This window comes from Roseburia amylophila (assembly GCF_025567465.1).
Lineage (GTDB): Bacteria > Bacillota > Clostridia > Lachnospirales > Lachnospiraceae > Roseburia_C > Roseburia_C amylophila.
Window position 1 is genome coordinate 37,537 of the sequence record NZ_JAOQKI010000018.1, and the last position, 15,009, is coordinate 52,545.

General features: G+C 41.8%; 13 protein-coding genes and 1 tRNA gene. 13 read left to right on the forward strand and 1 reads right to left on the reverse strand.

What is annotated here, in order from left to right; translation table 11 throughout:
• The first annotated feature begins 1 nt into the window (after position 1).
• From OCV43_RS11075 to OCV43_RS11100, 6 genes are all read left to right on the forward strand, one after another.
• The gene (locus tag OCV43_RS11075) at positions 2 to 1,759 is read left to right on the forward strand and encodes a BglG family transcription antiterminator (protein ID WP_262624110.1); all 1,758 of its coding nucleotides are present in this window, start codon (positions 2 to 4) and stop codon (positions 1,757 to 1,759) included.
• Between the two features lie 112 nt (positions 1,760 to 1,871).
• The gene (locus OCV43_RS11080) at positions 1,872 to 3,272 is read left to right on the forward strand and encodes a PTS transporter subunit EIIC (protein ID WP_022242686.1); all 1,401 of its coding nucleotides are present in this window, start codon (positions 1,872 to 1,874) and stop codon (positions 3,270 to 3,272) included.
• Positions 3,272 to 4,123 carry an MBL fold metallo-hydrolase gene (locus tag OCV43_RS11085; RefSeq protein ID WP_262624111.1) on the forward strand — a complete coding sequence of 284 codons (852 nt, stop codon included), beginning with the start codon at positions 3,272 to 3,274 and terminating at the stop codon, positions 4,121 to 4,123. Before OCV43_RS11080 ends, OCV43_RS11085 begins: the two co-directional genes overlap by 1 nt.
• An 11-nt stretch (positions 4,124 to 4,134) precedes the next feature.
• Positions 4,135 to 5,592 (forward strand): glycoside hydrolase family 1 protein, encoded by a 1,458-nt coding sequence (locus OCV43_RS11090; RefSeq protein ID WP_262624112.1) that lies wholly within the window; start codon positions 4,135 to 4,137, stop codon positions 5,590 to 5,592.
• A gap of 203 nt (positions 5,593 to 5,795) precedes the next feature.
• Positions 5,796 to 6,275 carry an S-ribosylhomocysteine lyase gene (locus OCV43_RS11095; RefSeq protein WP_117946762.1) on the forward strand — a complete coding sequence of 160 codons (480 nt, stop codon included), beginning with the start codon at positions 5,796 to 5,798 and terminating at the stop codon, positions 6,273 to 6,275.
• Between the two features lie 90 nt (positions 6,276 to 6,365).
• On the forward strand, positions 6,366 to 7,064 hold the full coding sequence (locus OCV43_RS11100) for a 5'-methylthioadenosine/adenosylhomocysteine nucleosidase (RefSeq protein WP_227701352.1): 699 nt from the start codon (positions 6,366 to 6,368) through the stop codon (positions 7,062 to 7,064).
• 186 nt (positions 7,065 to 7,250) lie between these two features.
• Here OCV43_RS11100 and OCV43_RS11105 read toward each other — a convergent pair whose 3' ends face one another.
• Entirely contained in the window at positions 7,251 to 7,946 is a 696-nt protein-coding gene (locus tag OCV43_RS11105) for a lytic transglycosylase domain-containing protein (RefSeq protein ID WP_227701351.1), read from the reverse strand.
• A 161-nt stretch (positions 7,947 to 8,107) separates the two neighbouring features.
• Here OCV43_RS11105 and OCV43_RS11110 point away from each other — a divergent pair, with 161 nt between their 5' ends.
• The 7 genes from OCV43_RS11110 (at position 8,108) to OCV43_RS11140 (ending at position 14,894) form a co-directional block, all read left to right on the forward strand.
• Positions 8,108 to 8,824 carry an AzlC family ABC transporter permease gene (locus OCV43_RS11110; RefSeq protein ID WP_022242692.1) on the forward strand — a complete coding sequence of 239 codons (717 nt, stop codon included), beginning with the start codon at positions 8,108 to 8,110 and terminating at the stop codon, positions 8,822 to 8,824.
• Positions 8,814 to 9,149 (forward strand): branched-chain amino acid transporter permease, encoded by a 336-nt coding sequence (locus OCV43_RS11115; RefSeq protein ID WP_022242693.1) that lies wholly within the window; start codon positions 8,814 to 8,816, stop codon positions 9,147 to 9,149. The genes OCV43_RS11110 and OCV43_RS11115 overlap by 11 nt, the downstream gene beginning before the upstream one ends.
• Before the next feature lie 87 nt (positions 9,150 to 9,236).
• Complete coding sequence (locus OCV43_RS11120; RefSeq protein WP_022242694.1) at positions 9,237 to 9,935, forward strand: response regulator transcription factor; 699 nt, start codon at positions 9,237 to 9,239, stop codon at positions 9,933 to 9,935.
• Positions 9,932 to 11,902, forward strand: coding sequence for a sensor histidine kinase (locus tag OCV43_RS11125; protein WP_262624113.1), 1,971 nt, complete (start codon positions 9,932 to 9,934; stop codon positions 11,900 to 11,902). The genes OCV43_RS11120 and OCV43_RS11125 overlap by 4 nt, the downstream gene beginning before the upstream one ends.
• Positions 11,903 to 11,982: 80 nt before the next feature.
• Positions 11,983 to 13,263, forward strand: coding sequence for a diaminopimelate decarboxylase (locus tag OCV43_RS11130; protein ID WP_022242696.1), 1,281 nt, complete (start codon positions 11,983 to 11,985; stop codon positions 13,261 to 13,263).
• Between the two features lie 64 nt (positions 13,264 to 13,327).
• A tRNA-Leu gene (locus OCV43_RS11135) sits at positions 13,328 to 13,410 on the forward strand.
• Between the two features lie 113 nt (positions 13,411 to 13,523).
• Positions 13,524 to 14,894, forward strand: a complete 1,371-nt coding sequence (locus tag OCV43_RS11140; RefSeq protein WP_262624114.1) for an MATE family efflux transporter — start codon at positions 13,524 to 13,526, stop codon at positions 14,892 to 14,894.
• Positions 14,895 to 15,009 lie beyond the last annotated feature (115 nt).

Genomic DNA, 15,009 nt, shown 5'->3' on the forward strand with positions numbered 1-15,009 from the left:
AATGTATACAGACAGACAGTTAAAGATTATAGCGGTCTTAAAAAGTGCAGATGGCTGGATGAGTGGTTCCCTTCTGCGGGAAAATATCGGGGTGAGCAGCAGGACACTGCAGATGGATATTAAGGCAATCAATGAAAAACAGTCAGGAGAGCCTCTGATACAGTCTAATAACCGGCTGGGGTATCTTTTGAAAAATAAGATTGCATTAGAGCAGGAACAGAAAAGTTACGGACAGGAGAACTATGTGCATTCCAAGCAGATTATTACTTTACTGCTGTTTGAAAAGGAGTATACCAGTATTGGAACGATTTCTGAGCGATTATTCTTTTCCCGGTCATCTGTAACTTCTGACCTGCCGCAGGTAAAGCGGATTATAAGCCGCACGCCGGGGGCAAATCTTTTGGTATCCGGACAATATGGACTTAAGATTCAGGCATCGGAGAATGTAAAGAGAATCATGTGCATGAAGACCATGCAGAGCAGACAGGATTATCATATGTTGTTTTCGGAAGAAGAGATGGAGCAGTTTACAGAAAATCAGAAGAAGTTACAGGCTGTTCTGGCAGAAGTATTTACCAGAAACCAGTTTATCGTATCGGGAGAAGCCTATCATGATTTTGCACGTTATCTGGCAGTATGCATGATGCGAAGCCAGATGGGATTTCCGGTAACAGAGGAAGAGGATGGCACAACTGAAATGCCTGGCAGACTTTCTACTGAGCTGGTAGATGAAATCGAAAAGGTGTGCACCTATCGGTTTAAGGAGAAGGAAAAGCAGAATGTAGAGGCACGGTTAAAGGAATTGAATATGGTCTGTAAGGAGACGGACATTCAACTGGATATGCTGCAGAAATTAGAAGTATTTATCCAGCGGGTGCAGGAGGAAACCGGACTTAAATTGCAGGTGGAGCGGGACCTTTTAGAGGTTTTATCAGACCATGTGTCAAGAATGGAACTCCGGATTCAGAATGGACGTAATAATATCGGTAATCATACCAAAGAAATGGCGAAGCGGTATCCGCTGGAAATGCATCTTTTAAGAACCTGTTTAAGTCCTGTTTTAAATACAGAGATTCCGGATGCGGAAATGGGCTATCTGGTGCTTTATTTTGCATCTGCCATTGAACGGAACAGAAGAAAACCGGATATTTTATTTATCAGTGACCAGAGTGCCAGCAGCATTTATAATGTGCAGAATAAATTAAAAGGCTTCTTAGGGGAGCGAATCAGTGAGATAACAGTTATCCCGGAATATTTATTTGAACAGAGAAAGGAGCGGTATTGCCGGAATTACCAGCTTCGGATTACATCGGAAAAGGAGCTGGTATTAAAGGATGCTTCCTTTACTTATCTCGACCTCTTTGCAGACAATGAGCAGATTATGCGGCTGGGGAGAAATGTTGATAAGCTTGAAAATAACTACTGGAAGGAAAAGGAAGAAAAGCTCCGGAAAAAATATGGCACAAAGGACAGTCTGTATCTGATAGAAGAAGTGGCAGACTTTGATGATTTAAAGAAAAGAATCGGCTATGAATATCAGGAACAGAAGGTGTCGGAGGAGACCATCGGAAGCAACCGTCTTTCTATGATTGACCATGAGCAGGATGGCAGAAATAAGATTTATCGCATTTATCTTAAAAAGCCATTTTCTTATGGCGGTAAGCAGATTACAGAAGTTATTGCAGCACATTATGGCGGAGAAGGGGATATGATAGAATTCTTTGACTATGTAAAAGAGCTGTTAGGTGGACAGAACTAGGCAGAGGATTTCGCTATTAGTGACGCAAAAGTATAAATTTCCTGAAACATAAAAGCACGGTATAATAAGCTTAACAAAATAAATGCGGGTCATTTATGAAAGGAGAATGTTTATGGGAAAAAATTATGAGAAGCTGGGAGATGAAATTATTACCCGGCTGGGAGGAGAACAAAATATTACCAAGCTGTTTCACTGTGCTACAAGACTTCGTTTTCAGCTTGCAGATATGTCTAAGGCAGAACTGGAAGGAATCAAGAAGCTGCCGGATGTCATGGGCGTAGTAGAAAGTGTTGGTGGTGTTCAGGTTATCATTGGAAATGATGTAGCATCCGCTTATGCTGCAATTGTAGCAAAGCATAAGATTGAAAACAGCAGTGATGGCAAGAAGGTTGAAAAAGCAGATGCAGCACCGGAGAAAAATGGAATTGTATCAAAAATTCTCAATGTGCTTTCTGCCATTTTAGGACCGGCAATTCCACTGATTATGTGTAGTGGATTGATTTCAGCATTACTGATTATTTTAACCAAGTGCGGACTGAGTACAGAAGGCACAACCTATACCATCATCAGCATGGTTGGAAATGCAGCATTATATTTCCTGCCGGTATTACTGGCATATACTTCTGCCAAGAAATTCGGCTGTGATATTATGACCAGTGTTTTCCTTGGTGCAATTATGATTAGTCCGACATTGATTGGATTAACGGAGCAGGGAAGCTTTGTATCACTTTTCGGACTGCCGGTGAAAACAGTAAATTACAGCTCTACCGTAATTCCGATTATTTTAACCATCTGGATCTTCAGCTATGTAGAGAAGCTGGTAGTTAAAATTGTTCCAGCAGCAGTTAAATTTGTATTTAAACCGTTACTGTCTGTTATTATCATGATTCCAGTTATGTTATGTATTACCGGACCAATCGGAAGCTATTGTGGAGACCTTTTATGCAAAGCACTGACCGCAATCAATAATGTAGCACCTTGGTCTTCTGTATTAATTGTTGGCTGTCTTGCACCACTTTTAGTATTAACCGGAATGCATCTTGCATTGATTCCGCTTGTAATGTCCATGTTTGCAACAGCAGGATATGATAATATGTTATTCGTTGCATTTATCGGAATGAACTTCTCACAGTTCGGTGTAGCATTAGCTTGTATGTTAAAAACTAAAAATAAAAACCTTCGTACACTGGCATCTTCCTGTGCAATTACAGCATTCCTGGCAGGAGTTACAGAGCCTACCCTTTATGGAATCTGTGTACGAATGAAGAAACCTTTGATTGCTACCTGGATTGCATGTATAGTAAACGCAATCTTCTGTGCAATCTTCAGCGTAAGAGTATACAGCTTCGGCGCTCCATCCTTCTTTACAATGCCGATTTTCTTAAATCCGGATGGAACGATGAGCAACTTCTATTTTGCAATTGCTGCAGCAGCAATTACCATTGTAGTAAGCTTTGTATCAACCTGGGTGTTAGGATTTGATGACAGCATTTATGGAGAGGAAGCAGCTTAATGGAAAAAAGTCTGAATGTAGTGGAAAAAATATCGGATCAGCTTTATGTGATTACGGAGACAGAGAGTGTGCATTGTTATCTTGTTATAGGAAGTGATAAGGCAATGCTCTTTGACATTGGCTATGGCTATGAAAATATCATGCCATTGGTTCGTACAATTACAGATTTGCCGGTTATGCTGGTGTTAAGCCACGGTGACCCGGATCATGGTCTTGGAAGCAAATGGTTTGATGAAGTGTGGATACATCCGCTGGACTGGGGAAAGCTTCTTTGGAATGACACTACAGAGATGCGTAAAAAAGCAATGGATTACAGGGTAAATAAAATGCCCTGGACAAAAGAACTGATACCGGAAGAGTTCCCGGAGTGGAGAATCAGCAGTAAGACGAAACCTCATTTTCTCTGTCATGGAGACAAGATTTCGCTGGGAGATATTGAATTTACGGTATTACATACGCCGGGACACAGCTATGGACATATTATGCTTCTGGAAGAGGAGAAGAAATGGCTCTTTTCCGGAGACCAGATATCTGCACACAACATCTGGCATTTTCAGGGAAATGATGTGCAGGCTCCCTTCCAGAGCACACTTCACAGCTTGAAGGAGCTGGCATTAAAAGTAACAGAGGATTATAAAATTTATCCGGCACATGACATTATTCCGATTCAGAAAAATTATCTGACAGATTTGATAGACTGTTTTGAATGGGAACTGCAGGAGAATTATAAAAAGGATGCACCATTCCATTCTTTTGCAGGAGACGGCTATCAGCATTTTTATCAGACCGTAAATCTCATATATTCTGATGAGCGGCTGGGTGAATTCCTCGAAAGGAAAATAGAGCGATAGGGGGAGTGCAAGTGGAATTTAAAGAAAATTTCTTATGGGGCGTAGCCACCGCTGCGAACCAGTGCGAAGGAGGATATTTAGAAGGAGGAAAGGGACTTACCATACAGGACTATGTCAAAGGCGGCGGAATCGGAAAACCACGGATGTTTCGCAGTACTATGGAAGAAGGAGCATTCTATCCGAGCCATGATGCGGTAGACCATTATCATCATTATGAGGAAGATATCCGCCTTTTGGCGGAGATGGGCTGCAAATGTTATCGCATGAGTATCAGCTGGGCAAGAATTTTTCCAACCGGATGCGAAGAGGAGCCGAATCAGGAAGGACTTTCTTTTTATAAAAACATCTTTACCCTGTGTAAATTCCTTGGCATAGAGCCAGTGGTGACCTTAAGCCACTTTGAAATGCCGTGGTATCTGGTAAAAGAAAAGGGTGGTTTTGCAAACAGGGAAGTAATTGATGATTTTGTTCGTTATGCCTGTTGTGTAATGAATTATTTTAAAGAAGAGGTACATTACTGGCTTTTATTTAACGAGATTAACTTTGGCGTAATGCCAATGGGTGCTTATAAGTCGCTGGGGCTGATTGATGGGAAATATCTCGGCGGGGAAGCATTCATTTCTCTTAAATCCATGACCGTAGACGAAAAAGTAAGATTCCAGGCATTACATCACCAGTTTATTGCCGGAGCAAAAACGGTGATAGAAGCAAGGAAAATCAGCTCGGAAATAAAAGTGGGCTGTATGATTGGACACATTACGCAGTATCCGCTGACCTGCCGGCCGGAAGATATGTTAGAGTGCCAGCACAAAGACCGGCTATTAAATAAATTTGCCGGAGATGTAGCCGTGTTCGGCAGTTATCCGTCTTATATGAACCGTTATTTTAAAGAACATCAAATTACGATTCAGAAGGAGCCGGAGGATGATGGAATTTTAAAAGCAGGCTGTGTGGACTTCTATACCTTCAGCTATTACATGACAAACTGTGCCACGATAGATGATGCAGCAGAGCAGACCGATGGAAATCTTTTGGAGGGAGCCAAGAATCCGTATCTGACCGCCAGTGAGTGGGGCTGGCAGATAGACCCGAAGGGATTGCGCTATACATTAAATGAACTTTGGGATCGCTATCATCTTCCGATGATGGTGGTGGAAAATGGATTTGGTGCACCGGATGAAGTCGGTGCAGATGGAAGCATCCACGATGATTACCGTATTTCCTATCTCAATGACCATATCGCAGCAATGGGCGAGGCAATCGAGGACGGTGTAGACCTGTTCGGCTATACCATCTGGTCAGCCATGGATATTGTCAGTGCCGGAACCGGCGAAATGAAGAAGCGTTACGGGCTCATTTATGTGGACAGACATGATGACGGCAGCGGAGATTTTAAGAGAATCCCAAAAGACAGCTATTACTGGTATGCAAAGTGCATTCAGGAAAACGGAAAAAATATTACCGCATAAAGGATGGTGGAGATAAAAAGTAAGATGTGTACGAAGAGTATGCATCTTACTTTTTTACGCTGCAACGCATCCGTAAGAAGCTGCCGGTGGCAGGTTCTGCAGGTGAGTAGCAAGAAATCTTGTGGGTTACTGTTAGAAAATTTGACACAATAGAAAATGCATGATAAATTTACTCTGAAAAAAGAGAAAGAAGGAAGAAGCACATGGAGAAAATCGCAAGCTTTACAATTGACCATATTAAACTGCAGCCGGGTGTCTATGTATCAAGAAAGGATGCCGTAGGAGACAGTACAGTAACAACCTTTGATTTAAGAATGACATCACCGAATGATGAACCGGTTATGAATACCGCAGAGGTGCATACCATAGAGCATCTTGGCGCAACCTTTTTAAGAAATGACGCAGAGTATGCCAGCAAAACCGTATACTTTGGACCGATGGGCTGCAGAACCGGCTTTTATTTGCTGCTGGCAGGAGATTATACATCCAAAGATATTGTGCCACTGATGATTCGCATGTTTGAGTTTATCCGTGACTTTAAAGGTGAAGTACCGGGTGCGAGTCCAAAAGACTGCGGCAACTATCTTGATATGAACCTTGGTATGGCAAACTATCTGGCAGACCGCTATTTAAACAATGTGCTCTATCATATTGATGATGCGCATCTGAATTATCCGGCGTAGAGAATGCTTGGAAAATTTGCTTTAAAGCAGATATGAAAAATGTATTGCGTAATGCATAAGTAGGAAATCGGCAGAAAGAGGAAAGAAAACATGAGTAAAATCGGAATTATCGGAGCTATGGAATTAGAAGTAGCAACATTAAAGAAAAATATGGATACAGACCAGATTACAAAGAAAGCCGGCATGGAATTTCATGAGGGTAATTTAAAAGGAATGCCGGTAGTAGTGGTACAGTGCGGTGTAGGAAAAGTAAATGCAGCAATGTGCGTGCAGATTCTTGCAGATTTATATGATGTAACACATATTATCAATACCGGTGTAGCAGGCTCTTTGAATCCTGTATTAGATATCGGAGATATTTTAGTATCTAAGGATGCTATTCAGCATGACATGGATGTGACACCATTAGGCTATACAAAAGGACAGATTCCGGGATTAGAGCAGCTTGCTTTTGTGGCAGATGAAAAGTTGTGTAAGACTGCCGTAGAGGTATGTAAAAAAGTAAATCCGGATATTCATGTAACAGAAGGCCGCGTAGTAAGTGGTGACCAGTTTATTTCCAGCAAAGAGATAAAGGATGCATTGATTGCAGAATTTCATCCGGACTGTACGGAGATGGAGGGAGCCTCCATCGCGCAGGCAGCAACTTTAAATAACATCCCATATGTAGTCATTCGTGCAATTTCAGATAAAGCAGATGGCTCTGCACAGGAGGATTATCCAACTTTTGAAAAGAAAGCAGCAGAGCATTGTGCAAAGTTAGTACAGGAAATGATGAAGGAGCTGTAAGAATCTTTGAATTGGGTAAAAAACCGCAGAAATGCCAGCCTTTTACCCTGACGAGAGTCAGCGAAGCCAGAATTCCCAGCTCCTCCAGGAATCCGCAAAAAAAATACAACCCGGATATTTGTAATGCCCCTAAAACTATGCTTTTTAGGAAGCAACAAATATCCGGGTTGCATTTTTGCAGTCATCTTACATAAATTTCATAAACATATTCAAAAAACGTAAATAATCATCATAATTAAAGAAGCGGTCAAGAATATCCTGCAGGGCATCCTGTTCAAGGGAATCCCACTGGCTGACAGAAAGGGAATTATCTATAGTGCCTGCATTGTAGGCAGCATTGCTGTTTGAACTTGCAGCAACGGCTGTTCCGTCCGGAAGAGTGACACCTTCCTGCATATAGCCGGTGATCTTGGCTACATAATTCTGGGTTTCTTTAAATGGAGGAATTCCACCGTATTTTGCTACGTTGCCGCTGCCTGCATTGTAGGCGGCAAGAGCAAGGGAGGTATCTCCGTTGTATTTATTTAAAAGCTCGCTGATATATTTGGCACCTGCCATAATATTCTGTTCCGGGTCATAAGGGTCGGTACAGCCAAAATAAGAAGCAGTGGAAGGCATTAGCTGCATGATGCCCATGGCTCCTGATTTGGAAGTGGCATTTGCCTGAAAATTGGATTCCTGCTTTGCCATGGCGGTCAGAAGAGAAACAGAGACACCATAGGTATCGGAGGCTTTTTGAAAGATAGATGCAAGGGAATTGTTGCCTGCATTATTTAAATAGGATTCAAAATTATTTACACCGTTTACAGAGGTTGTGGAAGCAGCGGTACTTCCAAGCGCAGCGGTAATCGGATCAATCTGCATGGATAGAACTCCTTTCATAATCTGAAATTCTTCTTTCTCATTAAGATGCGAATTCCAGGCTGTGTATTAAAATTACAATTTATTCTAGTATAGCATAAAAAACTTGTTTTTTGAAGTCTCATATTGTAGAGTTATTGTGTTTGATGTAGAAAGGGCAAATTAGAAAGAAGGATTACAGAATGAAACAAAATGGCTATGTCAAAGCAGTGAAGGCAGCATTTCCGTATACGATACCGGTATTGACAGGTTATCTTTTTATAGGAATTGCATTTGGCGTGATGTACCAGGAAAAAGGCTACAATTTTCTTTGGGCAATTCTGATGAGTATCTTGGTGTACGCCGGAAGCGGACAGTATCTGGCTGTTAATTTCTTTGCACCGGGAGTCAGTTTCCTGCAGATTATATTCTTAGAATTTATGGTAAATATCCGGCATGTCTTTTATGGACTGTCTTTAATAGAAAAATTCCGTGATATGGGAAAAAAGAAATTATATATGATTTTTTCCCTGACAGATGAGACCTATTCCTTATTCTTTATTACAAAAGTGCCGGAGGGCGTGGATGAGCACAAATTCCTATTTTCCATTGCGTTGTTAGACCAACTTTACTGGATTATTGGCTCTGCCATCGGAGCCATTGCCGGAACGCTGATTCCGTTTGACACAACGGGTATTGATTTTGCCATGACAGCATTGTTTGTCGTAATTTTTGTGGAGCAGTGGCTGACCAGCAGGAATCACTTGCCGGCGCTGACCGGAATTGCAGCATCCCTTATCTGCCTGCTTATCTTTGGCAGTGATAATTTCATTCTGCCATCCATGATTTGTATTATGATAATTCTTTTATCCGGTCGTAAGGTGATGGAAGAAAAGGAGGTAGCGGAAAATGCCGATTAGCGTGGAACGGTCGTTATTAATTATTGTGGTTTGCGGATTGGTTGTATTTACAACAAGGGCAATTCCGTTTGTATTATTCAGCGGGAAAAAAGAAATTCCGGAAATCGTAAAATATCTTGGAAAAGTGCTGCCGCCTGCAGTTGTGGGAATGCTTGTTATTTACTGCTTAAAGGCAGTAAATGTAGTGAAGTTTCCCTTTGGTCTGCCGGAATTTATTGCAGTTTTCGTAGTTATCGTTTTACATGTGTGGAAAAGAAATAATTTACTGAGCATCGGTGTGGGAACCGTGCTTTATATGGTGTTGATACAGACAGTATTTGCGTGATGTTAAAGAAATCTTAAAGACTTGGTGCCTTGGTTCTTAAAGGTTCATTCGATACAATAATGGTGTACTTGGAAAGGGGAAAAGAAAATGTATAACATATTGATATGTGATGATGAACCGGATATCGTGTCCGCGTTAAAAATCTATCTTGCATCGGATGGCTATGGAATTTACGAGGCTTATAACGGTCGGGAAGCAATTGAAATGATGCAGAAAACAGAGATACATCTTGTGCTCATGGATATTATGATGCCGGAAATGGACGGCATCCAGACCATGGTGAAGATTCGTGAGAACAGCAATGTCCCTGTGATTTTCCTGACTGCAAAAAGTGAAGACAACGATAAGGTTTTAGGACTTATGGTGGGAGCAGATGATTATATTACCAAGCCATTTAATCCGGTGGAGGTCCAGGCAAGAGTAAAATCCCAGCTGCGCCGTTATATGCAGCTGGGAGGTGGAAACATGACAAAGAAGAATCTTGCCATCGGTGGCATTGAATTAGATGACAGTGCCAAGGTTGTGACGCTGGACGGAGATGCGGTGAGTCTTACCCCTACAGAGTATGATATTTTGAAACTGTTTATGGAACAGCCCGGAGTTGTATTTTCTCCAAAGGATATCTATCGCAAAGTATGGAAAGATGCGCCGTTTGGCTCAGAAAGTACAGTGGCAGTGCATATTCGCCATCTTCGGGAAAAATTAGAGTATGACCCTGCAAATCCACGATATTTAAAAGTGGTGTGGGGACAGGGCTATAAGATGGAAAGAGGAAACACGCCATGAAAAAGAAAAAAAGAAGCATCAGAAGAGCAAGCGCAGTCATTGCATTTATTTTACTGACTTCAATTGCATTTTTATCTGCAGTATTTACGCTGGAAATGATAGACAGCCAGATCTATCGAAACAGCCAGAAGGAAACAGCGGCAGACTTTCAGGAGCAGATTGGTTCCTGTCTGGCAGCAGAAATTTTTTCAGACTTTGTAAATTATGATATAGAGGATGCGCGGTCTTGTGCATACAGCCTGGCTGATGAGACGAACTTTAATTTTTATGTATTTAAAAAGAGTGTAGATACTTCCGTGGAACGAATCTGTACCATAGAAAACGGAAATCTGGCAAGCGTCATTCCGGAATACATGGCAATCGTGGGAAATTATGACAGTTATTGTTATCCGGGAATTACCATAGATGTTTTAAACAGTCCGGAGCAGATATTTACGGAAGTAGAAGAACAGGATGCAAATCTTTCAAGAGGTGATATTTATGCAGTGGCATTCTTCCCGCTGGGGGATTTGACTTATCATGATGATTTGTATTTTAAAATGAAATATATTGATTTTGCATATAAGACCCGCTATGCAATCTTTGCGGTACTTGCAGTAAGTACAATTGGAGCAGTTATTTTACTGGTTACGCTGGTACGGACTGCCGGAAAGAAGGATGAAGAGGGCAGAATACAGAGAAGTTTTATCGATAAGATTCCGCTGGAACTCTATGGACTGATGCTTTATATCGTTGCAGCCTGTGTGGCAGGATTTTTTGGAAACATATGGGGATTTTACGGAACGGACATAGGCTCCTTTGCTGCCATTGTGATACTGGCAGTATTGACAGCAACCCTGCTTTTAGTATTTCTCATGAGCTGCTCAGTAAGGCATAAGACAAAGACGTTGTGGAGAAACACGCTGTTATGCCGGTTTGTAAAATGGCTGAAACAGGCATTGTCTTATATTAAAAAGCATATGCCGTTTATTTATAAAGGTGTAGTGATTGCACTGGGCATTACTTTCATAGAATTTATCGGTGTTCTGATGCTGGAAGACAGTTACAACTGGGAGTGGATTTTCCTGGTATTTCTGGTAGAAAAGGCAGCACTTTTCCTGATATTCTGCATCATACTGGCAAATCTCAATCAGTTGAAGCAGGGTGGTGAGAAGATTGCAGAGGGTGACTATGATTATCAGATGGACACCAGCCATATGCGTGGAGAATTTAAAAATTATGCAGAGCATCTGAATCAGATTGGAAGCGGAATGCAGACAGCACTGGATGAGCGGATGAAGAGCGAGCATTTTAAAACAGAGCTTATCACCAATGTATCCCATGACATTAAAACACCGCTTACTTCTATTATTAATTATGTGGATTTGCTGACCAAAGAGGATGTGGAAAATCCGAAGGTGCAGGAATACTTGGAAGTGCTGACACGACAGTCTGCCCGGTTAAAGAAATTAATTGAAGATTTAATTGAAGCATCCAAGGCATCCTCCGGTGTGTTAAAAGTCAACTGGGAAAAATGTGTGCCGGAGGTATTGTTGACACAGGCAGCGGGCGAATATGAGGAACGGCTGCAGGCAAAGAATTTAGAGCTTGTGATTCATCATCCCGAAGAAGAACTTTCTGTTCTGGCAGATGGAAGACATCTGTGGAGAGTTTTTGATAATCTGTTGAATAATATTTATAAATATGCACAGCCGGGAACCAGAGTTTATCTTGACTTAGAACAGGATGAGAGAAATGTTTCCATCGTGTTTCGAAATATTTCCAAGAGTCCTTTGCATATGACGGGAGAAGAACTGCAGGAACGCTTTGTCCGGGGAGACAGCTCCAGAAATACGGAAGGCAGCGGTCTTGGATTATCCATTGCCCAGAGCCTGACGGAGCTTATGCATGGAAGCTTCCACCTGTTAGTGGATGGAGATTTCTTTAAGGTAACGCTGACCTTTCCGCGCAACACAGAAAATGCATAAAAATTACTTTGACGGGTTGACAAGTCACAGTGGGAATTTTAGAATACTACTTAGCTGAGGCGTGAAGGAGACTAACTATTATGAAGAAAGAACCATTTGTGACAAAAGAACAGATTGAAGAAATTGTAAAGACATATCCAACCCCGTTTCACCTTTATGATGAAAAAGGCATCCGTGAAAATGCAAAGGCAGTAAAAGAAGCATTTGCATGGAATCCGGGATTCCGTGAGTATTTTGCAGTAAAAGCAACTCCGAACCCATTTATCTTAAATATTTTAAAAGAGTATGACTGCGGCTGCGACTGTGCATCCCAGACAGAGCTGATGTTAGCTGATTCCCAGGGATTTGACGGAAAGCATATTATGTTTTCTTCCAATGATACCCCTGCATATGAATATAAATTTGCAGACAAGATTGGCGCAATCATCAATCTGGATGACTTTACCCATATCGACTTCTTAGAGAAGACAATCGGTAAGATTCCAGAGACCATCAGCTGCAGATATAATCCGGGCGGAGTGTTCAAAATGAGCAACGGTATCATGGATAACCCGGGAGATGCAAAATACGGATTTACAACAGAGCAGTTATTTGAAGGCTTTAAGATTTTAAAAGAAAAAGGTGCAAAGAATTTTGGTATTCATGCATTCTTAGCAAGTAATACCGTAACCAACGAGTATTATCCGATGCTTGCAAAACAGCTTTTTGAAGTAGCTGTTAAATTAAAAGAAGAAGTAGGCTGCCATATCAGCTTTATCAACCTTTCCGGTGGAGTTGGTGTGAACTATACACCAGACCAGGAACCAAACGACATCCGTGTTATCGGCGAAGGCGTACACAAGGTTTATGATGAAATTTTAGTTCCGGCAGGTATGGGTGATGTAGCTATCTATACTGAGATGGGCCGTTTTATGTTAGCACCTTATGGATGCCTTGTGACGCAGGCAATTCATGAGAAACATACACACAAGGAATACATTGGTGTGGATGCATGTGCAGTAAACCTGATGCGTCCTGCAATGTATGGTGCATATCATCACATTACCGTGCTGGGCAAGGACAACAGCGTATGCGACCACAAATATGATGTAACCGGTTCTCTTTGTGAGAACAACGATAAATTTGCCGTAGACCGTATGTTACCGAAGATTGACATGGGCGATTATCTGGTAATTCATGATACCGGAGCACATGGTTATTCCATGGGTTATAACTACAATGGTAAATTAAAATCCGCTGAGTTACTTTTGAAGGAAGATGGCTCCGTACAGCTTATCCGTCGTGCAGAGACACCGAAGGATTATTTTGCAACATTTGACTGCTTTGACATTTTGAAAAATATGAAAGACCCGGAAAAATAAACTTGCAATCTATTAGAAAATATGATAAACTTTCATTTGTTCGGTTCGACTGAACCGAATAAATGCCGGCGTGTCGGAATGGCAGACGAGGCAGACTCAAAATCTGTTGTGGGCAACCACGTGCGGGTTCAAGTCCCGCTGCCGGCATTAATATTTTGGAAAAGAATCGACTACTGGTCGGTTCTTTTTTTACGCGAGTAGCGAGGAAATTGCAAAGCGTGTTTCCCATAGTTACGCGAATAGAAGGTAAGGAGAATCACATGGAACAGACCAATGACAGAACATTTTTAGAAACAGAACCGGTAGGAAAGCTGTTATTAAAGCTGGCATTGCCTACCGTTGCAGCCCAGTTGATTAATATGATGTATAACATAGTAGACCGTATGTATATCGGCCATATTCCGGGGGATGGTGCAATGGCACTGACCGGAGTCGGTGTATGCATGCCGCTGATTATGGTAGTATCTGCGTTTGCAGCACTGATTAGTAATGGTGGTGCACCACGGGCAACCATATTTATGGGAAAGGGAGAGAAGGACAAGGCGGAAAAAACGCTGGGGAACTGTTTTTGCACCCAGATTATTGTATCACTGATACTGACTGCATTTCTGCTGGCGGGAAACAGAGGTTTTCTTCTGGCATTTGGAGCCAGCGAAAATACAATTTCTTTTGCTACTGATTATATGAATATTTATGCCATAGGAACGATTTTTGTGCAGTTGACTCTGGGGATGAATGCATTTATTACGGCGCAGGGATTTGCCAGAACCGGTATGCTGTCGGTACTGATTGGTGCAGTGATTAATATTGCACTGGATCCGGTATTTATCTTTGGCTTTGGCATGGGTGTAAAAGGAGCAGCACTGGCAACAGTTCTTTCCCAGGCATGTTCCTGTATCTGGGTGCTGGCTTTTTTATGTGGAAAGAAAACGCATCTTCGCTTGAAAGGAAAAAATATGATATTGCAGGCAAATATTATTTGGCCGAGTATTGCACTTGGAACAGCAATGTTTATTATGCAGGCAAGCGAGAGCGTGATTTCAGTCTGCTTTAATTCTTCGTTATTACGATATGGCGGAGATATGGCAGTAGGAGCCATGACCATATTAACCAGTGTCATGCAGTTTGCACTACTTCCGTTACAGGGATTGGGTCAGGGAGCGCAGCCGATTATCAGCTATAATTATGGAGCCAAAAGAGCAGACAGGGTAAAAGAAGCCTATTTCTTATTACTGAAAATTGATGTAGGATTTTCCTTTGCTTTGTGGGTACTGGTGATGGCATTTCCAAGAGCATTTGCAGCCATGTTTACCTCAGATGCGGCACTGATTGCATATACGGGAAATGCACTTCGGATTTATCTTATGGCAATTCTGATATTCGGAATCCAGATGGCGTGTCAGATGGCATTTACATCACTGGGAAAAGCAGTATCTTCCATTATTGTAGCGGTGATGCGTAAATTCGTATTATTACTGCCACTTATTTATATTATGCCACACATTTTTACCGGCAATCAGGCAATGGCAGTTTATATGGCAGAGCCGGTAGCGGATGTGCTGGCGGTAAGCTTTACGTCTGTACTGTTCTATTTCCAGTTCCGCAAGGTGCTGCGTCAGATAGAAGGGTAGTGAGAAGTGAATGAAATTGCATAAATAGAAAAATGTAGAAAAGGGGCTGTAAAAAAACTCCCCTAGAAAAAAATCGCCCAGACCGTGAGGTCTGAGCGTTTTTTTGGTATAATTA